At 62.5% G+C, this 20,115-nt stretch carries 21 protein-coding genes; 14 read left to right on the top strand and 7 right to left on the bottom strand.

Translation table 11 applies throughout. The features are described 5' to 3' along the window. Positions 1–221: 221 nt before the first annotated feature. Together QRN41_RS14440 and QRN41_RS14435 are read right to left on the bottom strand one after the other, a co-directional pair. Entirely contained in the window at positions 222–1,280 is a 1,059-nt protein-coding gene (locus tag QRN41_RS14440; protein ID WP_285421691.1) for a diguanylate cyclase, read from the bottom strand. An 80-nt stretch (positions 1,281–1,360) separates the two neighbouring features. Further along, complete coding sequence (locus tag QRN41_RS14435) at positions 1,361–1,993, bottom strand: LysE family translocator (RefSeq protein WP_285421690.1); 633 nt, start codon at positions 1,991–1,993, stop codon at positions 1,361–1,363. Positions 1,994–2,247: 254 nt separating this feature from the next. On the opposite strand from QRN41_RS14435, the gene QRN41_RS14430 reads away from it, so the two are divergent. The 8 genes from QRN41_RS14430 (at position 2,248) to QRN41_RS14395 (ending at position 10,707) form a co-directional block, all read left to right on the top strand. Continuing rightward, positions 2,248–3,666, top strand: a complete 1,419-nt coding sequence (locus tag QRN41_RS14430; protein WP_285421689.1) for an aminotransferase-like domain-containing protein — start codon at positions 2,248–2,250, stop codon at positions 3,664–3,666. 141 nt (positions 3,667–3,807) lie between these two features. Further along, on the top strand, positions 3,808–4,548 hold the full coding sequence (locus tag QRN41_RS14425) for a response regulator (RefSeq protein ID WP_034138008.1): 741 nt from the start codon (positions 3,808–3,810) through the stop codon (positions 4,546–4,548). After that, a complete protein-coding gene (locus QRN41_RS14420; RefSeq protein ID WP_167418585.1) occupies positions 4,545–5,849 on the top strand; it encodes an ATP-binding protein in 1,305 nt (434 codons plus the stop codon). The genes QRN41_RS14425 and QRN41_RS14420 overlap by 4 nt, the downstream gene beginning before the upstream one ends. Before the next feature lie 211 nt (positions 5,850–6,060). Next, entirely contained in the window at positions 6,061–7,311 is a 1,251-nt protein-coding gene (locus QRN41_RS14415) for a ribonucleotide-diphosphate reductase subunit beta (protein WP_083377875.1), read from the top strand. Between the two features lie 87 nt (positions 7,312–7,398). Next, positions 7,399–7,887: a DUF1289 domain-containing protein gene (locus QRN41_RS14410; protein ID WP_034137998.1), complete on the top strand. Its 489-nt coding sequence runs from the start codon at positions 7,399–7,401 to the stop codon at positions 7,885–7,887. 92 nt (positions 7,888–7,979) lie between these two features. Then, entirely contained in the window at positions 7,980–8,894 is a 915-nt protein-coding gene (locus QRN41_RS14405) for a class I SAM-dependent methyltransferase (protein ID WP_123479722.1), read from the top strand. A gap of 147 nt (positions 8,895–9,041) precedes the next feature. Further along, entirely contained in the window at positions 9,042–9,758 is a 717-nt protein-coding gene (gene pcsA / locus QRN41_RS14400; RefSeq protein WP_034137996.1) for a phosphatidylcholine synthase, read from the top strand. Between the two features lie 169 nt (positions 9,759–9,927). After that, positions 9,928–10,707: a TSUP family transporter gene (locus QRN41_RS14395; RefSeq protein WP_094066925.1), complete on the top strand. Its 780-nt coding sequence runs from the start codon at positions 9,928–9,930 to the stop codon at positions 10,705–10,707. Here QRN41_RS14395 and nudC read toward each other — a convergent pair. Together nudC and QRN41_RS14385 are read right to left on the bottom strand one after the other, a co-directional pair. Beyond that, on the bottom strand, positions 10,675–11,508 hold the full coding sequence (gene nudC / locus QRN41_RS14390; protein ID WP_034097183.1) for an NAD(+) diphosphatase: 834 nt from the start codon (positions 11,506–11,508) through the stop codon (positions 10,675–10,677). The genes QRN41_RS14395 and nudC overlap by 33 nt on opposite strands. Positions 11,509–11,513: 5 nt before the next feature. Beyond that, a complete protein-coding gene (locus QRN41_RS14385; protein WP_167418309.1) occupies positions 11,514–12,326 on the bottom strand; it encodes a crotonase/enoyl-CoA hydratase family protein in 813 nt (270 codons plus the stop codon). A gap of 185 nt (positions 12,327–12,511) precedes the next feature. Between QRN41_RS14385 and QRN41_RS14380 the strand changes: the two genes are divergently transcribed. The 3 genes from QRN41_RS14380 to QRN41_RS14370 all read left to right on the top strand — a co-directional run bounded on the left by QRN41_RS14380 (position 12,512) and on the right by QRN41_RS14370 (position 14,835). Next, positions 12,512–13,066: a UPF0149 family protein gene (locus QRN41_RS14380; RefSeq protein WP_034137994.1), complete on the top strand. Its 555-nt coding sequence runs from the start codon at positions 12,512–12,514 to the stop codon at positions 13,064–13,066. A gap of 91 nt (positions 13,067–13,157) precedes the next feature. Beyond that, a complete protein-coding gene (gene aroA, locus QRN41_RS14375; protein WP_167418310.1) occupies positions 13,158–14,414 on the top strand; it encodes a 3-phosphoshikimate 1-carboxyvinyltransferase in 1,257 nt (418 codons plus the stop codon). Between the two features lie 31 nt (positions 14,415–14,445). Further along, positions 14,446–14,835, top strand: a complete 390-nt coding sequence (locus QRN41_RS14370; protein WP_034113272.1) for a hypothetical protein — start codon at positions 14,446–14,448, stop codon at positions 14,833–14,835. Between the two features lies 1 nt (position 14,836). Here QRN41_RS14370 and QRN41_RS14365 read toward each other — a convergent pair whose 3' ends face one another. Continuing rightward, positions 14,837–15,436 carry an NAD(P)H-dependent oxidoreductase gene (locus tag QRN41_RS14365; RefSeq protein ID WP_167418311.1) on the bottom strand — a complete coding sequence of 200 codons (600 nt, stop codon included), beginning with the start codon at positions 15,434–15,436 and terminating at the stop codon, positions 14,837–14,839. Between the two features lie 71 nt (positions 15,437–15,507). Between QRN41_RS14365 and QRN41_RS14360 the strand changes: the two genes are divergently transcribed. Next, positions 15,508–16,110: a TetR/AcrR family transcriptional regulator gene (locus QRN41_RS14360; protein ID WP_167418312.1), complete on the top strand. Its 603-nt coding sequence runs from the start codon at positions 15,508–15,510 to the stop codon at positions 16,108–16,110. On the opposite strand, the gene QRN41_RS14355 is transcribed toward QRN41_RS14360, so the two are convergent. Together QRN41_RS14355 and QRN41_RS14350 are read right to left on the bottom strand one after the other, a co-directional pair. Continuing rightward, positions 16,091–16,771 carry a GNAT family N-acetyltransferase gene (locus QRN41_RS14355; RefSeq protein WP_167418313.1) on the bottom strand — a complete coding sequence of 227 codons (681 nt, stop codon included), beginning with the start codon at positions 16,769–16,771 and terminating at the stop codon, positions 16,091–16,093. The genes QRN41_RS14360 and QRN41_RS14355 overlap by 20 nt on opposite strands. Before the next feature lie 57 nt (positions 16,772–16,828). Then, entirely contained in the window at positions 16,829–17,710 is an 882-nt protein-coding gene (locus QRN41_RS14350) for a LysR family transcriptional regulator (RefSeq protein WP_167418314.1), read from the bottom strand. A gap of 113 nt (positions 17,711–17,823) precedes the next feature. Between QRN41_RS14350 and QRN41_RS14345 the strand changes: the two genes are divergently transcribed. After that, positions 17,824–19,032, top strand: coding sequence for an MFS transporter (locus QRN41_RS14345; RefSeq protein WP_167418315.1), 1,209 nt, complete (start codon positions 17,824–17,826; stop codon positions 19,030–19,032). An 81-nt stretch (positions 19,033–19,113) separates the two neighbouring features. After that, positions 19,114–19,971, top strand: coding sequence for a CAP domain-containing protein (locus QRN41_RS14340; protein WP_034137986.1), 858 nt, complete (start codon positions 19,114–19,116; stop codon positions 19,969–19,971). The last annotated feature ends 144 nt before the right edge of the window (positions 19,972–20,115 follow it).

Genomic DNA, 20,115 nt, shown 5'->3' with positions numbered 1-20,115 from the left:
GGTGAGCGAGCTTGCCCGCGCTGGGCCGCGCAGCGGCCGGTCCGGACGTTGGGTATTTCAGGTGTGTCGGTGCTGTCTGTGTTTAGGGCTGCTACGCAGCCCAACGCAGGGCAAGCCTGCTCGCCACAACGACAGGCTCAAGTTCCGAGTAAACCTACGGCGCTCATCCGTAGGGAATGCGCCAGCGTAGCGCTGCTTTTTCACCCCACTCTCCCCCCCCACTAAACCGACCGCAACCAAGTCCCCTGCGCTGCGCTGACGCGGTTACGCCCGCCGCTTTTGGCCTGGTACAACGCCAGGTCGGCGTCGTTGAGCCAACTGATGGAGTCGGCGTGCCCCGATTGATAGGGCGCCAGGCCAATGCTCAGGCTGGCGCGCAGGGTCGGGTTTTGGTCGTAGGTCAGCGCATTGAAGCGATCGCGCAGCACATCCATAGCTTGCGTGGCACGGTTGAGCGGCATGTCCGACAGGATCACGCAGAATTCATCACCGCCATATCGCCCCGCCTGGTCGGTGCTGCGCAGGTTCTGGCGCAGTACCTTGCTGAGCTGGCGCAACACGATATCGCCTGTCACGTGGCCGTAGGTGTCATTGATAAGTTTGAAGTGGTCGATGTCGATCAGGGCAATCACCGCGCCCCGCTGTTCATCGCGACAACGCTGGAACTCGATTTCCAACTGATCTTTCCACGCACCGTGGTTGAGCAGGCCGGACAAGCTGTCAGTACGGCTCAGGGCCAGCAGTTCGCGCTTGTGCCGGGACAAGTTCTGAGCCTGTCGATAGCAGATCCAACCGAGCACCAATGGATACAGCATCAGGATCGGCAGGCAGGCGTATAGCTGGGCCTGGCTGGTCATGGCGATAAAACCCGGTGCTATCCACCACCACCCGATGGCGACACCCAGCGCCTGCGCCAGCCAGCCGGCCAACACAAAGCGCGGCCCGCCAATGGATACGTTGTTCATGGACATCATCGACAGCACGGTGACACTGGGCAGCGGATTGAACTGCATGGCGGCGACCCAGAAGCCGCCGCAAAACGAATCGAACAGCAGATGGCGGCGTTCGCTGCGTAGGGTTTGGCTGGCGCGTAGGGTCAGTTGGAATGACACGTGAGGCCAGACAAACGCATTGATCAGCATCCAGGCCCACACCCACGGCGGAGGCTCCAGGGGGTATATGGCAAAAACCACGCACACTACGCCCAGGGCCAATCCCAGGGCACGGGTTTTGTAGAGGCGAATGGCGAGCGGAAGTCCTTTTCCTCCGACGCTGGGCATGGCGGGGGTCAATCCTGGAGGAATGCCTGGAGTCTATCAGGGCGACGGCAAATTGCCACCACAGCCGACAGGGACTTTGCTTAGCGGGAAAAGCCCCGTGCCAGCATCAACGCCACACCCAACAACAAAACCGCCGTGGCGCGCTGCAACAACACGCGGCGCTGCGGGTTTTCCAGCACATGCTTGATGCGCTGGCCGAAGTAGCAATACAAGCAGCCACTGGCGAATTGCAGTAACAGAAAGGTCAGCCCGAGGATGGCGATGTCCGCCGCCGAGCTGTGCTCCCCGGCCCCGGCGAACTGCGGGAACACCGCGCTGAACATAATGATGGTCTTGGGGTTGGAAAACCCCGTCAGCAAGCCTTTGCCGAACAGGCTGCGCGGGCCTTCCACGCCGCCGGCCCTGTGGATCGACACGCCGTTGCTGGTCCACTGTTTGTAGGCCAAGTACAGGATGTAGGCCACGCCGACAAACTGGATGGTCTGGGTAATGGCGAGGTTGCCCTTGATCAGTTCCGAGAAGCCCACGGCAAAGATCAGGATCGAAATCAGGTACGACACACTGGCGCCGATCTGCGCCGGGATCGAACTGCGCAGGCCGTCCTTCAAGCCCAGGCTCAGCAAGAGCAGGGTCATGGGGCCAGGGCTGAAGGTCATGGTGGCGCAAAACAACAGAAAGTAGAGGAACGAAGAGAGTGTTAACGCGGTTGTCATGGTCCTGGACCTTGGGTAGGAGAGTCGACTTTCTTGGCCTTGAGCACCCTCTTTGGCTCTCAGCGGTTTTCTGGATGCGCACAGATAAGTCGTCATAAAAAATGCGGAACCCATTGCTCACTTGCAGGGAAATCGCCGTATCCAAGCGAGGTGGCCGGCAGTCTAGAGGAGCGACGTTGCACCAGGCAGGTAAAGTGATGCCTAATCCGGCCTCACTTCACCGGTAAAAGCACCAGCAAAGACAAGGAAGGTTAATGTTTGTATCCGCCATCGCCTTTGTGGACGGCACGCCGAAGGTGCAGCAGATCGTCGAAGCGTTCAGCCAGGCTATTGAAAACGGCGAATGGGCACCGGGTAGCAAATTGCCGTCGGTGCGCGAGTTGACCCAGACCCTGAGCGTCAGCAAATTCACCCTCAACGAAGCCCTCGACCGTCTGCGCGGCCGCAACCTGCTGACCTCCAGCCAGGGCCGCGGCTACTTTGTGGCGATGGACAGCACGCGGCCGGCCTCCTCTACCTGGGTCGACCTGCTGCCCCAAGACCTGCTCAGCGTCTTGCGTCGCCCGCTGGTGACGGCCGACAGCGACCTGCGCCCCGGCGGCGGCCATCTGCCCGAAACGTGGTTGAACGGCGAGGCGATCCGCCAGGCCATGCGCAGCGTGGTGCGCGCGCCGTCGCTGCGCATCGCCGGGCTGGGTACGCCAGCCGGTCTACTACCGCTGCGCCAGGCCCTGCAACACAAGTTGCACGGTGACGGATTGTCGGTGCCGGTGGAGCAAATCATCACCACCCCCAACACCGTGCAAGGCTTGGACATGCTTATGCGCCTGCTGGCGCGCCCCGGCGATACGGTATTGCTGGATGCGCCGTGTTATTTCAACTTCCACGCCAATCTGGCGCTGCATGGGGTCAAGGTGGTGACCATTGAGCGTCGCCCGGACGGTTTCGACTTTACCGCTCTGGAACAGCTGCTGGCCGACCACCGTCCCAGCCTGTACCTGACCACCAGCGTGCTGCATAACCCTACCGGCCATTCGTTCAGCCCGAGCCAAGCGTTCCGCCTGCTGCAGCTGACCCAGCATTACCACTGCCATATCGTCGAAGACGACCTCTACGGTGACTTGCACCCCAACCCGCCGCCACGCCTGGCCAGCCTCGCCGGTCTTGAGCAGGTGACTTACCTGTCGGGGTTTTCCAAGATCCTCAGCGCCAACACCCGCGTCAGCTACGTGGTGGCCGCGCCGCAATTGGCGGCCAACCTGACCAATATGAAGTTGATGAGCGGCGGCGTGACCTCGGAACTGTTCGAGCAAATCGTCTACCGCATGCTCAGCGAAGGCAGCTACGCCAAGCACCGCAAACGCATGGTGCAACGGCTGATGGAGGCCGGCGGTCGCGTGGAGCAATGGCTCAGGCGTTGTGGTTGTGAACTGCCAATGGCCTATGAAGGCGGCATGTTTATCTGGGCACGCCTGCCGCCGGAAGTGAACGGCGAACTGCTGGCCCAGGAGGCGTTGAAGCGCAGCATGGTGCTGGCGCCGGGGGCGTTATTCGGCTACGACCCGATCCATCGTGATTCGATGCGCTTTAATGTGGCCCACAGCGACGACCCACGCGTGCAACGTGTCTTCGAAGCCCTGCTGCGCGGGGGGGCCGGCAAGTCTGGCAACTGATCGCGCTAAGGCGATATGCCAGTTTTTTGCGTCGCCGTGTATCTGCCTGCGCCCAGATACACTGCAATACAAAACGTACAAGGCATCGCCGGCAACAGTGGCTAGACTGCGCCGCAACGAGCATTTAACGAGGAAGGCAGCATGGATCATGTCGATCATATCCTGATCGTCGATGACGACCGGGAGATCCGCGAACTGGTGGGCAATTACCTGAAAAAAAATGGCATGCGCACCACCGTGGTCGCCGATGGCCGGCAAATGCGCAGCTTCCTGGAAACCACCCCCGTGGATTTGATCGTGCTGGACATCATGATGCCCGGCGATGACGGTTTGCAGCTGTGCCGCGAGCTGCGGGTAGGCAAGCACAAGGCCACGCCGGTGCTGATGCTGACCGCCCGCAATGACGAAACCGACCGCATCATCGGCCTGGAAATGGGCGCCGACGATTACCTGGTCAAGCCCTTCGCGGCCCGTGAGCTGCTGGCACGTATCAATGCGGTGCTCCGCCGCACGCGCATGCTACCGCCCAACCTGGTGGTCACCGAAACCGGGCGCCTGATCCGCTTCGGTCGCTGGCGCCTGGACACCACCGCGCGCCACCTACTTGACGACGACGGCACCCTGGTGGCCCTGAGCGGTGCGGAATACCGTCTGTTGCGGGTGTTTCTCGACCACCCCCAACGGGTGCTCACTCGTGACCAATTACTCAACCTGACCCAGGGCCGCGACGCCGATCTGTTCGACCGTTCCATCGACTTGCTGGTCAGTCGCCTGCGCCAACGACTGTTGGATGATGCCCGTGAGCCGGCCTATATCAAGACCGTGCGCAGCGAGGGCTACGTGTTCTCACTGCCGGTGGAAATCCTTGAGGCCGATCAATGAGCCTGCGGCTCGGCTGGCCCCGCACCCTGGCGTCGCAATTGTCGCTGATTTTCCTGATCAGCCTGGTGTGCGCCCATGGGCTGTCGTTCAGTGCACAGTTTTACGAGCGCTATATCAGCGCGCGCACGACGATGCTGGGCAACCTGGAAAACGACGTGGCCACCTCGGTGGCGATCCTGGACCGCCTGCCTGCCGATGAGCGCGCCAGTTGGCTGCCACGCCTGAACCGCCAGAACTACCGTTACCTGCTCAACGCAGGCGAGCCGGGCCGCCCCTTGCCCAGCGATGACATGCCCATGGCCGCCACCTCGATTGCCGAGGCCCTGGGCGAGCGTTATGCGCTGACCTTTCGCGATATTCCGGGCGCGCAGAAGCATTTCCAGGCGCACCTGACACTGGCCGACGGGAGTCCGATCACCGTGGATGTGCGCCCCGCTGCCGTCCCGGTGGCCTATTGGCTACCGGTGGTGCTGGTGCTGCAACTGGCGCTGCTGCTGATCTGCACCGGGTTAGCCGTACGCCTGGCCATTCGCCCACTGACGCGCCTGGCCCATGCCGTGGAAACCCTGGATCCCAACGCACATCCCACGACACTCGATGAACGTGGGCCCACCGAAGTGGCCCATGCCGCAGCGGCGTTCAATCGCATGCAGCAACGGATCGCCGACTACCTCAAGGAACGCATGCAGATCCTCGCGGCGATTTCCCACGATCTGCAAACACCGATCACCCGTATGAAGCTGCGCGCCGAGTTCATGGAGGACTCCACCGACCGCGAAAAACTCTGGAACGACCTGGGGGAAATGGAGCACTTGGTACGCGAAGGCGTGGCCTATGCGCGCAGCGTCCACGGCGCCAGCGAAACCAGCCAGCGCATCGACCTGGACGCCTTTCTCGACAGCCTGGTGTTCGACTATCAAGACATGCACAAACAGGTCAGCCTCAGTGGCAAGAGCGCGGCGATACTCGACACGCGCCCCCACGCCCTGCGCCGGATTCTGGTGAACCTGGTGGACAATGCCCTCAAGTTCGCCGGCTCCGCCCATCTGGAAGTGGCGGCCCCCCCCAACGGTGAACTGTCGATCAAGGTACTGGATAACGGGCCAGGCATTGCCGAGGCTGAATTGCCCCAGGTGCTGCAACCCTTCTACCGCGTTGAAAGCTCACGCAATCGCGGCACCGGCGGCACCGGCCTGGGCCTGGCCATCGCGCAACAGTTGGCCGTGGCCATCGGCGGTGCGCTGACCTTGAGCAACCGCCCCGAGGGCGGGCTCTGCGCGCAAGTCAGGTTGCCCCTGTAAGGGTGCGACGACGTAACCAGCTCGGTCCGTTGACCAACCCTGTTACACACCATATAGTGTGCCCACAAACAAAACAGACCACTACATAGTGTGCGCCATCGGTGCTTACCGACCACACTCTGCGCAGTATTTCAATGCCTTGAAGCCTGCAAATCATCTATTTTTTGCACGGGCCCACCCCCGTCAGACCAGACCAGGAAGGAATATTTCGATGCTGAGTTGGGATGAAGTCGACAACGAAGACACCGGCCCAGCGGTGATCAAAGGCGCCAACGCCGGCCACGCCACCGAAGCCAACATGGACCGCCTCGACGGTGCCGGCGCCGCCGCCGCCATTGAAGCCCGCGCCGTCACCGCCAGTGACTCCGCCGCCATCGTGCGCGCCAAGGCCGCCCTGGACAAACTCGACATCGCCGAAGGCCTCGCCGAACTCGAAGGCGCCTCCGCCCGCGTCGCCGTCGACGAAAAGCGCATGATCAACTGCCGCGCCGACCTCAACCAACTCGTGCCCTTCAAGTACGACTGGGCCTGGCAAAAGTACCTCGACGGCTGCGCCAACCACTGGATGCCGCAAGAGGTCAACATGACCGCCGACATCGCCCTGTGGAAAAACCCCGAAGGCCTTACCGACGACGAACGCCGTATCGTCATGCGTAACCTGGGCTTCTTCTCCACTGCGGATTCGTTGGTCGCCAACAACCTAGTGCTGGCCGTGTACCGCCTGATCACCAACCCGGAGTGCCGCCAGTACATCCTGCGCCAGGCCTTCGAAGAGGCGATCCACACCCACGCCTACCAGTACTGCATCGAATCGTTGGCCATGGATGAAGGCGAGATCTTCAACATGTACCACGAGATCCCATCGGTGGCGAAGAAAGCCGCCTGGGGCCTGAAGTACACCCGTTCGATCTCCGATCCGAAGTTCGAAACCGGCACCGTCGACACCGACAAAGAACTGCTGCGCAACCTGGTCGCTTATTACTGCGTACTCGAAGGCATCTTCTTCTATTGCGGCTTCACCCAGATCCTCTCCATGGGCCGCCGCAACAAAATGACCGGCGTGGCCGAGCAGTTCCAATACATCCTGCGCGATGAGTCGATGCACCTGAACTTCGGTATCGACGTGATCAACCAGATCAAAATCGAAAACCCACACCTGTGGGATGCCGAGATGAAGGAAGAAGCGACCCAGATGATCCTGCAAGGTACCCAACTGGAGATCGAATACGCGCGCGACACCATGCCGCGCGGTGTATTGGGCATGAACGCGGCGATGATGGAGGATTACCTCAAGTTCATCGCCAATCGTCGCCTGTCGCAGATTGGCTTGAAGGAAGAGTATCCGGGGACCACCAACCCGTTCCCTTGGATGAGCGAGATCATGGACTTGAAGAAAGAGAAAAACTTCTTCGAAACCCGCGTGATCGAGTACCAGACCGGCGGTGCGCTGAGCTGGGATTGATCCACAAACACGCATCAATGTGGGAGCGGGCTTGCCCGCCCCAACATGGGCGCCGCGGTGCGCTACAGACTTTGCTAATAGCCTTCTATGCCTAACCAAACCATCAAGACCCCCTGCGTCGGCCTGTGCTCCACCGTGTACGGTGACCTGGTCTGCCGGGGTTGCAAGCGTTATCACCATGAAGTGATCCAGTGGAATGGCTACAACGCCGAGGAAAAGCGCGCGGTGTGGCAGCGTCTGGAGCAGTTGCTGGTGCAGGTGATGGCCAGCAAGTTGGAAGTGTTCGACCCCCAGCGCTTGCGTCAGCAGCTGCAGGACCGCCAGATCCGTTTTATGCCCCAGCAGTCGCCATATTGCTGGGCGTATCAGTTGATCGCGCGCGGTGCGCGGGTGATCTCCCGCCTGGACGCTTACGGTCTGGCGCTGTTGCCGGAGTTTCGCGAACGCCATCTGGCGGATTTGCGCGATGCCATCGATCGGGAGTTTTTCCTGTTGTCCGAGGCGCATTACCAGCGATATATCGCGCCGAATTTCCTCAAGGACGCCTTTGGGCCTGCTCTGATTGCCGCCATGTAGCGCTCGAATTCAGGCCGTTGTGTGTCACTTAATACCGCTCCATTCCTCGCGTGTGGTTAAAATGCCGCCCGCTCAATCACCGACGCTCAACGATGACCCCAGACGCACTCGCTACCCTCCACGCTCACCTGCTGACGGCCCTGGCCAACCCGCCCAGTGAAACCCGACGCCTGTTCCACGGCCGCGGCCGTTGCTGGCCGGGCCTGGAGCAACTGACGGTGGATTGGCTGCAAGGCGTGCTGCTGGTCTCGCTATTCAAGGAACCGCAGGCGGCACAGCTGGAAGCCCTGAAACAGCTGCTGCAAAGCGAGTTCAGCGCTTACACAATCGCCCTGCAACACCGTTACTTGCCACAAAGCACCACCGAATGGCTGGTGGGGCAAGCGATCGACGAGCGGATCATCACCGAGGGTGGCCTGCGTTACCTGATCGACCTGGGTAAAAAGCAGAACACCGGGTTGTTCCTCGATATGCGCTACGGGCGCCAATGGGTGCGCGAACAGGCCAAGGGCCAGCGCGTGCTCAATCTGTTTGCCTACACCTGCGGCTTTTCCGTGGCGGCCATCGAAGGCGGTGCCGAGCACGTGGTGAATCTGGACATGGCACGCGGCGCCCTGAGCCGTGGCCGCGACAATCATCGGCTCAACGGCCATGACCTGAGCCGCGTCACGTTTCTGGGCCATGACCTGTTCAAATCCTGGGCAAAAGTGATCAACAACGGCCCCTATGATCTGGTGATCATCGACCCGCCATCGTTCCAGAAAGGCAGTTTTCTGCTGACCAAGGACTATCAGCGCGTGCTGCGACGCCTGCCGGAACTGCTGACCGCTCAGGGCACGGTGCTGGCGTGCATGAACGATCCGGCCTTCGGCGAAGACTTCCTGATCGATGGCGTGACTCGCGAAGCGCCGGGGCTGCATTTCGTGCAGCGCCTGGCGAACCCGCCGGAATTTCCCGACATCGACCCACAAAGTGGCCTCAAAGCCCTGGTGTTTCGCCAGGGCTGATGCCGAAACGTCCTACGCTTGCTACCCTAAGCAAGACGCCGGGCGGTGAACCTTATCCCCCCCTTCCCGGTCGATACCTGCATTCCCCGGCCAGACTCGACCGCGTCACGTTGTCGGCTGCCCCGTTCCACCTTTGGAGAACCGCCCGTGATATCGACCCTGCATGTAGCCAGAATCAAAGCCTGGGGCGCCCACGGCTTTACCGCCACCGGTGTGGTCCTGGCCTTCCTGGCCACCCTGGCCCTGCTGGAAAACTCGCCCAAGGCTTGCCTGCTGTGGCTGGGCCTGGCGCTGGTGGTGGATGGCCTCGACGGCTCCCTGGCGCGGCGGGTCAATGTCAGCACGGTGCTGCCGAGCTTCGACGGTTCGGTGCTGGATTTGGTGATCGATTACCTCACCTACGTGTTTATCCCCGCGCTGTTTATCTACCGCTACATCGACCTGCCGGACTTCACCCATCTGTTTACCGTGTCGGTGATCCTGGTGTCGTCGTTGTTCTGCTTCTGCAACGTCAACATGAAAAGCAAGGACAACTATTTCGTCGGCTTCCCCGCCGCCTGGAACGTGGTAGCCCTGTGCGTGTACATCATCCAGCCGGACGCGTGGGTCACCTTGCTGACGGTCATCGGTTTGGCCCTGCTGACCGTCACGCCGATGAAGTTTCTGCACCCGTTTCGGGTCAAGCGCTTTATGCCGATCAATATCGCGGTGACCACCATCTGGTTGCTGTGCAGCTTTTTGATGGTCGTGGATTATCCCAACACCAATCCGTGGACATTCGGCTTGTGGTCGCTGATGTCGGCATACTTTCTGGGGATTTGCATCTGGCGCACCGCGCTGGAGTGGCTGGGCAACCACAAATAGCCAAATAGGTGGGAGGGGGCTGTCCCCGATTGCGATGTGTCAATCAGCTTATCTGTCACTGATACACCGCAATCGGGGGTAAGCACCCTCCCATAGTTGGTTCTGCATACATTCGGCAGGTAAGATGGCGACCTTCCGCATAGCGCCCTGCCAACCATAAGCCCTGCCCATGCCCTTCGAACTCAGCGTTGATCTCACCACCCTCGCCATCCTCGCCGTCGTGGCCTTTATCGCCGGTTTTATCGATGCCATCGCCGGCGGTGGCGGGCTGTTGACCACCCCGGCGCTGCTCACCGCCGGCATGCCGCCGCACTTGGTGCTGGGCACCAACAAGCTCAGTTCCACGTTCGGCTCGGCCACCGCCAGTTTTACTTTTTACCGCCGCAAGCTGTTTCACCCGCGTCAATGGATGCACGCCATCGTCGGCACGCTGGTGGGCGCGCTGGCCGGTGCGGTGGTCGCCCACTACCTGCCAGCCGAGGCCCTGAACAAAATGCTGCCGGTGATCGTATTCGCCTGCGGCCTGTACCTGTTGTTCGGCGGCACGCCCAAGGCGCCGCTGGATGTCGACGCGCCGATCAAGAAAAAGTGGCAGGCCACCCAAGGCTTCGGCCTGGGCTTCTACGATGGCGTAGCAGGCCCGGGCACCGGGGCGTTCTGGACCGTCAGCACCCTGCTGCTGCACCCCATCGACCTGGTCAAGGCCAGCGGTGTGGCACGCAGCATGAACTTCGTCAGCAACGCGGCAGCGCTGTCGGTGTTTATCTTCAACGGTTCGGTGGACTGGATAGTCGGCCTGGCGATGGGGATTTCGGTAATGGGCGGGGCCTTCTTTGGCGCTCGCAGCGCGATCAGCGGCGGCGCCAAATTCATTCGTCCGGTGTTTATCACCGTGGTACTCGGCCTGACCGTGCGCTTAGCCTGGCAGCACTGGTTCAGCGTGGCCTAAGCGGCGCGCCACATAGAGGTCGATCAGGTAGCGCGCAATCGAACGCGACGCCGGCAACGGCGGCAGGTCATGGATGTTGAACCACTGCGCGTCCTCGATCTCGTCGGCCTGGGGCACGATGTCGCCACCGGCGTACTCGGCATGGAAGCCGAGCATCATCGAATGGGGGAACGGCCAGCACTGGCTGCCCATGTACTGGATATTCTGCACCTCCACCTGCACTTCCTCGCGCACCTCGCGAATCAGGCAGTCTTCGGCCGACTCCCCCGGCTCGGCAAACCCGGCCAACGTGCTATAGACCCCGGTCACAAAACGCGGCGAACGGGCCAGCAGGATTTCGTCGCCACGGGTCACCAGCACGATCATGCTCGGCGAGATGCGCGGGTAACTGCGCAGGTCGCACGCCTGGCAATACATTGCGCGTTCCCGTGGCACTTGCACCATGGCCAGGCCGCAGCTGCCGCAAAAGCGGTGCTCGCGGGCCCAGGTGCCGATCTGCGCGGCGTAACCCAGCACTTTGTACAGGGTGTGATCGCCTTGCAGCATAAAACCGCGCAAGCCCTGCCAACTGCAGCCGAGCACATCGCTGGGGGCGTTGAGCTCCAGCAGGTACACCGGCTCGCCGTCGAGGTGGCCGATACCGTGTTCGGCGAACACCGAAAGGTCCTGACGCTTGAGCCACTCCCGCGGAAACAGCGGGCCATTGGCGTCATGTAAAAAGCCTTCGCGGCTGCGGGCGACAGCCCAGCCGCCAGGGGTGTCGTTGTCCAGAAGCGTTGTGGTAATCCAGCCTGGGGTCATGTCTATCAATCCACGAATTCGGGTGTCTGCTTGCTCATATGGGCCGCGATGGCCACACGCAGGTCGTTGGATTGCAACATAGCCGAGTTCCAGGTGGCAACGTATTCCAGCCCGTCATTGACTGTATGGTCACGCATATAGCTGATCATTGCCTTGGTGCCGGTGACGGCAATCGGCGATTTGGCCGCGATGTCCCGGGCGATCTCCAGCACGCCGGCCAACAGGCTGTCGTGATCGGCATACACACGGTTGACCAGGCCGATGCTGCGCGCCTCTTCTGCACCGAACATGCGCCCGGTGTAAGCCAGTTCGCGCAGCATACCGTCGCCGATGATGCGCGGCAGGCGTTGCAGCGTGCCGACGTCGGCGGCCATGCCGATATCGATTTCCTTGATGGAGAACTGCGCATCTTCGGCGGCATAGCGCATGTCACAGGCACTGATCAGGTCGATCGCGCCACCGATGCAATAGCCCTGGATCGCCGCCAGCACTGGCTTGCGGCAATTGTCCAGGGCATTGAACGAAGCTTGCAGTTCGAGAATCTTGCGCCGCAGCAAGCGCGCGTTGCGGCCCACGTCTTTGCCCAGGTCATTGGCCACCGAGGCCAGCATCATCAGGTCGATACCGGAGGAAAAATGCTTGCCGGCACCGCTGAGCACCACGGCGCGCACGGCGTCGGTGTCGTCGATCCATTGGAAAATGTCGATGATCTCGGTCCAGAACGCGGCGTTCATCGCGTTGATTTTTTCCGGGCGGTTGATCTGCACATGGGCAACGTTGCCGTTGAGTTCGACGACAAAGGCTTGGTATTCGGACATGGCCATGATCCCTGACTGGCGAAGGTGAAGGCCCAGACTATAACAAGGGTGCGCGACGGCGCATCGGCCAAAAGCGGGACTGGCCAGCGGGATGGAAAAGAGGCTGGATAAAACCCGGCGCACACGCCATCCTTCGTGCTTTGAGCCGCGCAGTGCGCGGCGTTCGACGTTTAAAGGATATGCCCATGCACGCCCAGCCCCTCGCCCCCGCCGATTTCGCCGCCCTGGAAGACACCCTGCTCAAGTACGGCGATGACCACTCCGTGTTGAACGTGGCCGAACTCGACGGCTACTTCACCGCGCTGGTCTCCGGCCCGGCGCCGGTAGACATCGCCGAGTGGTTTCCGGCGATCTGGGGCGGCCAGAACCCCGAGTGGGAAAGCGCCGACGAGGCGCAGCAGTTTCTGGACCTGTGCGTGCGCCACCTCAACACCCTGGCGGCGCAACTGGCCGGCGACGCCCCGGGCTTCACGCCGCGCTTTGACGAAACCGAGCATCGGGCACAGACGGTGACCCTGGCTGAAGAATGGTGCTTTGGCTACATCCGTGGCGCTGCCATCGGTAACTGGCCGCCGCTGCCGACCGAACAGGCAGCGAATCTGGAGAAAATCTCCTGGTGCGCCGAACAGGACAACTTCGAATTGCCCGCCGACCTGGATATCCAGGCCCACCAGCAGCGCGCCGGCCAGATCGAACCGGCAGCGCGGGCGTTGCATGATTACTGGTCGAGCCAGCGCTAAGCCTCGACAGCACGGCATCAATGCCCGATTATTCGGGTCCGCCCCGTCGGCCACTCCGTGCCACCTTGCCTTGAATCAGGAGCCTTGTACCTTGAGTTCGCAGAAAACCGTGACCGTTACCCCGCCCAACGCCCCGCTCATCGGCAAGGTCGCGCCCCCCGGCTCCAAATCCATTACCAACCGTGCATTGCTGCTGGCGGCCCTGGCCAAGGGCACCAGCCGTTTGAGTGGTGCACTGAAAAGCGACGACACCCGTCACATGTCGGTGGCCCTGCGCCAGATGGGCGTGATCATCGATGAACCGGATGACACCACGTTCGTGGTCACCGGTCAGGGCAAGTTGCAGTTGCCGGCGCAACCGCTGTTCCTCGGCAACGCCGGCACCGCCATGCGCTTTCTCACCGCCGCCGTGGCCACCGTGCAAGGCACCGTGGTGCTCGATGGCGACGACTACATGCGCAAGCGCCCCATTGGCCCGCTGCTGGCCACCCTCGGGCAGAACGGCATCCAGGTCGACAGCCCGAGCGGCTGCCCGCCAGTCACCGTGCACGGCACGGGCAAGGTGCAGGCCAAGCGCTTCGAGATCGACGGCGGGCTGTCCAGCCAATACGTATCGGCCCTGCTGATGCTCGCCGCCTGCGGTGAAGCGCCGATTGAAGTGGCGCTGACCGGCAAGGACATTGGCGCCCGTGGCTATGTGGACCTGACCCTGGACTGCATGCGCGCCTTCGGAGCGCAGGTCGATGCCGTCGACGACACCACCTGGCGCGTCGCCCCCACTGGCTACACCGCCCATGACTACCTGATCGAACCCGACGCCTCCGCCGCCACCTACCTGTGGGCCGCCGAAGTGTTGACTGGCGGGCGTATCGACATCGGTGTAGCGGCCCAGGATTTCACCCAGCCGGACGCCAAGGCGCAGGCGGTGATCGCCCAGTTCCCGGATATGCAGGCCAAGGTGGTGGGCTCGCAGATGCAGGACGCGATCCCCACCCTGGCGGTGCTGGCGGCGTTCAACAACACCCCGGTACGCTTTACCGAACTGGCCAACCTGCGCGTCAAGGAATGTGACCGGGTGCAGGCGCTGCATGACGGCCTGAATGAAATCCGCCCCGGCCTGGCGACCATCGAAGGCGACGACCTGCTGGTGGCCAGCGACCCGACGTTGGCCGGCACCGCCTGCACCGCGCTGATCGACACCCACGCCGACCATCGCATCGCCATGTGCTTTGCCCTGGCCGGCTTGAAGGTGGCTGGCATTCGCATCCAGGACCCGGACTGCGTGGCCAAGACCTATCCCGACTACTGGAAGGCCTTGAGCAGCCTGGGTGTCGCGCTGACCTATTGAGCCCGGCGCGCCGGAATGGGGAGGACTGAACATGAACATTCGCCAACCCTGCCCACCCGGCGCCTGCGTATGCGAGCGCGAGCAATTGCTGCAAGCGCCCGACGCGGACCTGCGCATCCTCGGCCTCACCCGCCAGGAAGAGAAGCGCCTGCTCGAACGCCTGGAAAACCTGCAAAACCTGCAAGACCTGGAACGCATGCAACAACGCATGTATGAACTGCTGGGCATCCGCGTACACATCGCGCCGGGCCACACCGAAGTCAAAAGCATGCGCGGCATTCAGATCGTCATCGACGACCTGCCCGGGCTATGTCGCAAAACCCGCCAAGCGATTCCGGCGGCGATTCGCCGGGGCATGGAAAAACGCCCGGAGATTGCCTACCGCCTGCTGGACGCCCACGACCTGTTTCGCGACGGGTAAGTCAGCCCGTCACCGTTTCGGCCTTGAACAGCCCCTGGCCCACGGTTCTCGCGGTGCTCAAATGGGCCTCTGCGCTGCCGCTTTCCGAGTCCAGTAGCAGGTCGGATGTGAGCACCTTCGCGCCACAGTAATCAAAGATGCCGTAGTCAATCTGCGTGTGCATCGATTGGGCATAACCATGCCGTTCGTACGCGCTGAAGTCCGCCGCGCCAAGCGCCAGCAGGTGCACGTGTAAATGCCCGAGTTTTTTCACCACCGGGGTGTCCGGGCCGTAGTCGATGGCCCAACCGTTGACGAATACACGGTCAATCCAACCCTTGAGCAGGCCGGGCATCGACCACCAATAAATGGGAAACACCAGAACCAACGCATCGGCGCGGTCGATGCGGGCCTGTTCGGCCAGCACATCGGCCGGTGGTGCGGCGCGTTCGCGATGCACCCGATGGTCGGCAGCGCTGTAACGCGGGTCGAAGCCCTCGGCGGCGAGGTCGGCGATTTCAGAGGTGTGATCCGATAGGCGCAGGCCATGGGCAACTTGGGCGGCAATGCTGTGGGTCAGGGATTGTGGGTCGTGATGGGCAACAACGATCAGTGCGTGCATGACATTCACTCCGGTTCGGTTTAGGCTCTGGGCTTAAGTTACGAACAGTAAGTTACTTTTGGTATATAAGCATGTCAAGCCACGAATCCCGTGCACCCCGCCGTCGTCTGTCCCGTGAAGATCGCCTGCAACAATTATTGGAGGTGGCCTGGCAGCTGGTGCGCGATGAAGGCACCGATGCCCTGACCCTGGGCCGGGTGGCAGAACTGGCGGGCGTCACCAAGCCGGTGGTCTACGACCATTTCGTTACCCGCGCGGGGTTACTGGCGGCGCTGTACGAAGATTTCGACGCGCGCCAGAACCAGGCGTTTGTCGACGCACTCGACACCAGCGACGCCACCCTGGAAGGCCGCGCCGGAGTGATTGCCGCGTGCTACATCGATTGTGTGCTATTGCAGGGCCGGGAAATCCCAGGCGTGATCGCGGCCTTGAACAGTTCCCCGGAACTGGAAACCCTCAAGCGCAAGTACGAAGCGATCTTCCTCGACAAATGCCGCAATGCTCTGGCGCCCTTCGCCCCCTCCGGCACAGTGCCTCAAGCCGGCTTGAGGGCCATGCTCGGGGCGGCCGAAGCGTTGTCCCACGCAGCGGCCAATGGCGAAGTCAGCCGTGAAGAAGCTCAGCAGGAATTGCAGGCGATCATTTCAGCGATGATCAACCGCGCTCGCCCGTGACGAACGCCTGCACCTTGCGCGCCAGCTGATCCAGGTGGCGGTCGCGCTGGCGCTCGGCGTCGACCATTGCGCGTTTGCCGTGTCGTTGCAGCAGGTAGGTATGGATCTGCTGCACCTCAAGGGAGCGGTAGATCGCGGCCACGTCCAGCACGCCCATCAGCCCGTCGGTGCCGTAGCTACGCGTGTTCATCAGCACCTGGGTGTCGCGTGCGCCGCGCACCTGGAACCCCATGGCCTCGAAGGCCGGCACCTTTTCCACCGAGCAGGCCAGCTCCGCATGGGGGTAGCGAGCCAGCACGTCCTGCATCATGGCGCGCCCTACCCCGTGGCGCCGCGAACCGGCCTGCACGGCCATAAAGGGAATGCCACAGGCCTCGGGGTCATCCTTGACCGGTAAACACAACAGAAACCCGATCACCTGTTCCGGATCCTCGGCATCCGTCGCCACCACCAGCTCCACCGCGATGCCCTTCTCACCGTTCAACGCCTCCAGATACAAATGCACCTCGAAGCCGATGGCGTATTGATAGATGTTGTACAGCAGGTTGCTGGGGGGCAGCGCGACGCTGCTGATATCGGTGAGGTTGTCCACCACCATCTGCAGGATCTGACCGTTGATAGGCTCGGGGCACGGCGTGGTGTAACGGGTAAGGCTGAACATGCACATTCCTGGGGGTTGGGCTTCAGGGCAGCGGCGATTGTACCTGTTACACCCGGTTCATGGCCCGCACACCTCACGCAGGCAACTGCGCAGCCAGCGGTGGGCCGGGTCTGCGTCCAGTCGCGGGTGCCAAAGCATGGCCACGCTGAAGGTGGGCAGGCTCAGCGGCAGTTCAAAGCAGAACAGCTCGTTGCGCTGGGCAATATAGCGTTCGGGGACGCTGGCAATCAGGTCGGTGTCCCGTGCCAGGGCGATGGCCGTGGCGAACCCGGCGACGATGGTGTGGATCTGCCGCGTAACGCCCAGGGCTTGCAGGGCATCGTCGATCTGGCCACGGTCCTGGCCTCGACGCGACACATAGAGGTGTTGGCCTTCGGCGTAGCGTTGCAGGCTGACCGCGCCGCAGCTGAGGGGATGGCCGTTGCGCACTACGCCGATCAAGCGATCGCGGAACAGCGTCTGGGTCAGCACCTCGGGGCCGGCGCTGGGGTCGACCACGCCGATGTCCAGATCCACACGGGCGTCGCGCAGCGGTGCGGTGTCCTTGTCGGTTTTACTCAGCAGACGCAGACGCACGCCCGGCGCTTCTTGAGCGATACGCCTGAGCAACGCGGCGCCAAAACACTCGATGAACTCTTCGCTGGTGCGCAATGTAAAGGTGCGCTCGACCTGGGCCATGTCCACCGCCTGCGCCGGGCGCAGGGCCGCCTGGGCCTCCTGCACCAAGCGGCTGACCTGCTCGCGCAACGCCAACGCATGAGGCGTCGGCACCAAGCCACGACCGGCACGCACCAACAACGGATCGCCCGTGGTGTGCCGCAGACGCGCCAAGGCCCGGCTCATGGCCGAAGGGCTCAAGTGCAGGCGCTTGGCCGCACGTTCCACGCTACCCTCGGCGAGCAGCACGTCCAGGGTGATCAACAGGTTCAGATCAGGCATCAGCGCTCCCAAGCAGGCGTTTTATGCAGGTATTTAATGCAATCCATGCGTCTTCCGCCATGTTAGGCCAGGCCGTAGAGTTCTGTCAGTCACCTTCAGTCAAGGAGTTCCCCATGCCCATCTCTTCGCGCGGCGCTCTAGTCAGCCTGTGCTTGTCCATGCTGCTGGCCTCGCTGGGCACCAGCATCGCCAACGTCGGCCTGCCGACGCTGGCACAGACCTTCAATGCAGCGTTCCCGGCGGTGCAGTGGGTGGTGCTGGCGTACCTGCTGGGCATCACGGCGGTGATCGTCAGTGCGGGTCGTTTGGGTGATCGCCTGGGGCGCCGTCGGGTGTTGATCGCTGGGCTGTTGCTGTTCGCGGTGGCGAGCACCGTGTGCGGCGTTGCCCCCTCATTGAATGGCTTGATCGCCGCGCGTGTGCTGCAAGGCCTCGGCGCGGCAAGCATGATGGCCATGGCCATGGGTCTGGTAGGCGATACCGTATCCAAGGAGCGTATCGGCCGAGTCATGGGCCTGCTGGGCACCATGTCGGCACTCGGTACGGCGATGGGCCCCAGTGTCGGCGGCGTGTTGCTCAGCCTATGGGGTTGGCACGCATTATTTATGGTGGGCACGCCCCTGGGGGTATTGGCCGCCGCCCTGGCCTGGCGCTATCTGCCGGTGGATCTGCCGCACGCACGCGTACCCGGCAGCCTGTGGTCGCCCTTGAAAGCCGCGCCGTTACGCGCCGGCCTGGCCATGAGCGCGCTGGTATCGGCGGTGATCATGGCCACCTTTGTGGTCGGGCCGTTTTACCTGTCACGCGGTCTGGGCCTCGCGCCTGAATGGATGGGTCTGGCAATGGCTGTCGGGCCGGGTGTCGCCGCGCTCACTGGCGTGCCGGCCGGACGCCTGACCGACCGCCTGGGCAGCCGCCGCGTCACACTGCTCGGGCTAAGCACACTGCTGGGCGGCGCGCTGCTGCTGGCCCTGGCGTCGGGGCTGATGGCTTATCTGGGCGCGCTGGTAATTCTGACCTGCGGCTACAGCCTGTTCCAAGCCGCCAACAACACCGCAGTGATGAGCGACGTGGACGCCTCCCGCCGCGGCACGGTCTCGGGCCTGCTCAACCTGTCACGCAACCTGGGCCTGATCCTCGGCACCTCAGCCTTGGGCGCGGTATTCGCCTGGGCCAGTCCGGATGTCATCCATGCCACGCCTGAATCTGTCACCCATGGCCTGCACGTCACGTTCAGCGTCGCGGTGGGGCTGATCGTTCTGGCCGCTGCAATGGCAGTGTGCCGCATTGCCAGCCTTACGCCGCCGCTGAACACCCGTTGAGGCAAAAAAACAAAAAAGGCGTTGCGCCGGACCGGGTTACTTCGCGCATCATGGGCACTTTCAAGCTCAAGGGTAACGTCCATGCGCGTTCTGTCATTGATGATGGGTCTTACGACGCTGGCCGCCAGTACGGTGTTCTGCGCCAGCGCGATGGCGAATGAAGAAAGTCAGTTGGTACAACAGATCAATGCCTATCGCAGCCAGGTGCAACGCTGCGGCGATCAGGGTTCCCAGGAGTTGCCGCCGCTGACCAGCGACGCGCGCCTGGTGCTGCCAGCCAATAACGCCGGCGACCTGCAGCAGGCGCTAGCGCGGGCGGCGTACCCGATGGTGAATGTGCAGGCCATCAGCCTGTCCGGGCCCAAGGATGCCGCCGCGGCCATGAAGGCGGTGAGCGAGAGTTTTTGCCGAGTGGTGCTGGACCCGCAGTATGTCGATATCGGCGTGAGCAACACGGGCCAGGACTGGCGCATCGTGCTGGCGCGCCCGCTGCTGTCCAGCGGCCGGGGCGACTGGCAGACCGAAGGCAAGCAATTGCTCAGTCTGGTCAATGCCGCCCGCGCCCAAGCGCACCAGTGCGGCACCCAAGCGTTTACCGCCACTACCCCGCTGGCCTGGAACGACACCCTGGCCAGCGCCGCCAACAGCCACACGCGCAACATGGCCAACGGCAACTTCTTCGATCACCTGGACCACGACGGCAGAACCCCCGGTGACCGTGCCGAATTGGCCGGCTATACCGCCAAGGCGATTGGCGAAAACATCGCTGCCGGCCTGGATACTCCGCGCAAGGTGGTGGACGGCTGGCTCGCCAGCCCCGGCCATTGCGCCAACCTGATGAACCCGCAGTTTCGCGAACTGGGCGCTGCCTATGCCATGGACCCCAAGAGCGATGCGGGCATCTATTGGACCGCCATGTTCGGCACACCGCAGCAATAGAGGGTGGTTGACCGCCCTAGTCGCCCTTCAAACGAATAGAGCATCAAAGTGCCATCTCGTGGATAATCCGCTGAACTGGCGGCGGGCATTCCGGTCTGTAGCTTGGCAGCCTGGGCTCTCCAGGCGACGACAGACTGTGGCAAA

This window comes from Pseudomonas sp. efr-133-TYG-23 (assembly GCF_030209215.1).
Classification (GTDB): Bacteria; Pseudomonadota; Gammaproteobacteria; order Pseudomonadales; family Pseudomonadaceae; genus Aquipseudomonas; species Aquipseudomonas rhodesiae.
Note: the sequence above shows the minus strand (reverse complement) of the source record. Positions and strands in the feature narration are given on the sequence as shown.

Excerpts from the sequence above, each read along its gene's own strand:
- QRN41_RS14440 (WP_285421691.1), bottom strand. The coding sequence starts at position 1,280 with ATGCCCAGCGTCGGAGGAAAAGGACTTCCGCTCGCCATTCGCCTCTAC.
- QRN41_RS14435 (WP_285421690.1), bottom strand. The coding sequence starts at position 1,993 with ATGACAACCGCGTTAACACTCTCTTCGTTCCTCTACTTTCTGTTGTTT.
- QRN41_RS14430 (WP_285421689.1), top strand. The coding sequence starts at position 2,248 with ATGTTTGTATCCGCCATCGCCTTTGTGGACGGCACGCCGAAGGTGCAG.
- QRN41_RS14425 (WP_034138008.1), top strand. The coding sequence starts at position 3,808 with ATGGATCATGTCGATCATATCCTGATCGTCGATGACGACCGGGAGATC.
- QRN41_RS14420 (WP_167418585.1), top strand. The coding sequence starts at position 4,545 with ATGAGCCTGCGGCTCGGCTGGCCCCGCACCCTGGCGTCGCAATTGTCG.
- QRN41_RS14415 (WP_083377875.1), top strand. The coding sequence starts at position 6,061 with ATGCTGAGTTGGGATGAAGTCGACAACGAAGACACCGGCCCAGCGGTG.
- QRN41_RS14410 (WP_034137998.1), top strand. The coding sequence starts at position 7,399 with ATGCCTAACCAAACCATCAAGACCCCCTGCGTCGGCCTGTGCTCCACC.
- QRN41_RS14405 (WP_123479722.1), top strand. The coding sequence starts at position 7,980 with ATGACCCCAGACGCACTCGCTACCCTCCACGCTCACCTGCTGACGGCC.
- QRN41_RS14395 (WP_094066925.1), top strand. The coding sequence starts at position 9,928 with ATGCCCTTCGAACTCAGCGTTGATCTCACCACCCTCGCCATCCTCGCC.
- nudC (WP_034097183.1), bottom strand. The coding sequence starts at position 11,508 with ATGACCCCAGGCTGGATTACCACAACGCTTCTGGACAACGACACCCCT.
- QRN41_RS14385 (WP_167418309.1), bottom strand. The coding sequence starts at position 12,326 with ATGTCCGAATACCAAGCCTTTGTCGTCGAACTCAACGGCAACGTTGCC.
- QRN41_RS14380 (WP_034137994.1), top strand. The coding sequence starts at position 12,512 with ATGCACGCCCAGCCCCTCGCCCCCGCCGATTTCGCCGCCCTGGAAGAC.
- QRN41_RS14370 (WP_034113272.1), top strand. The coding sequence starts at position 14,446 with ATGAACATTCGCCAACCCTGCCCACCCGGCGCCTGCGTATGCGAGCGC.
- QRN41_RS14365 (WP_167418311.1), bottom strand. The coding sequence starts at position 15,436 with ATGCACGCACTGATCGTTGTTGCCCATCACGACCCACAATCCCTGACC.
- QRN41_RS14360 (WP_167418312.1), top strand. The coding sequence starts at position 15,508 with ATGTCAAGCCACGAATCCCGTGCACCCCGCCGTCGTCTGTCCCGTGAA.
- QRN41_RS14355 (WP_167418313.1), bottom strand. The coding sequence starts at position 16,771 with ATGTTCAGCCTTACCCGTTACACCACGCCGTGCCCCGAGCCTATCAAC.
- QRN41_RS14350 (WP_167418314.1), bottom strand. The coding sequence starts at position 17,710 with ATGCCTGATCTGAACCTGTTGATCACCCTGGACGTGCTGCTCGCCGAG.
- QRN41_RS14345 (WP_167418315.1), top strand. The coding sequence starts at position 17,824 with ATGCCCATCTCTTCGCGCGGCGCTCTAGTCAGCCTGTGCTTGTCCATG.
- QRN41_RS14340 (WP_034137986.1), top strand. The coding sequence starts at position 19,114 with ATGCGCGTTCTGTCATTGATGATGGGTCTTACGACGCTGGCCGCCAGT.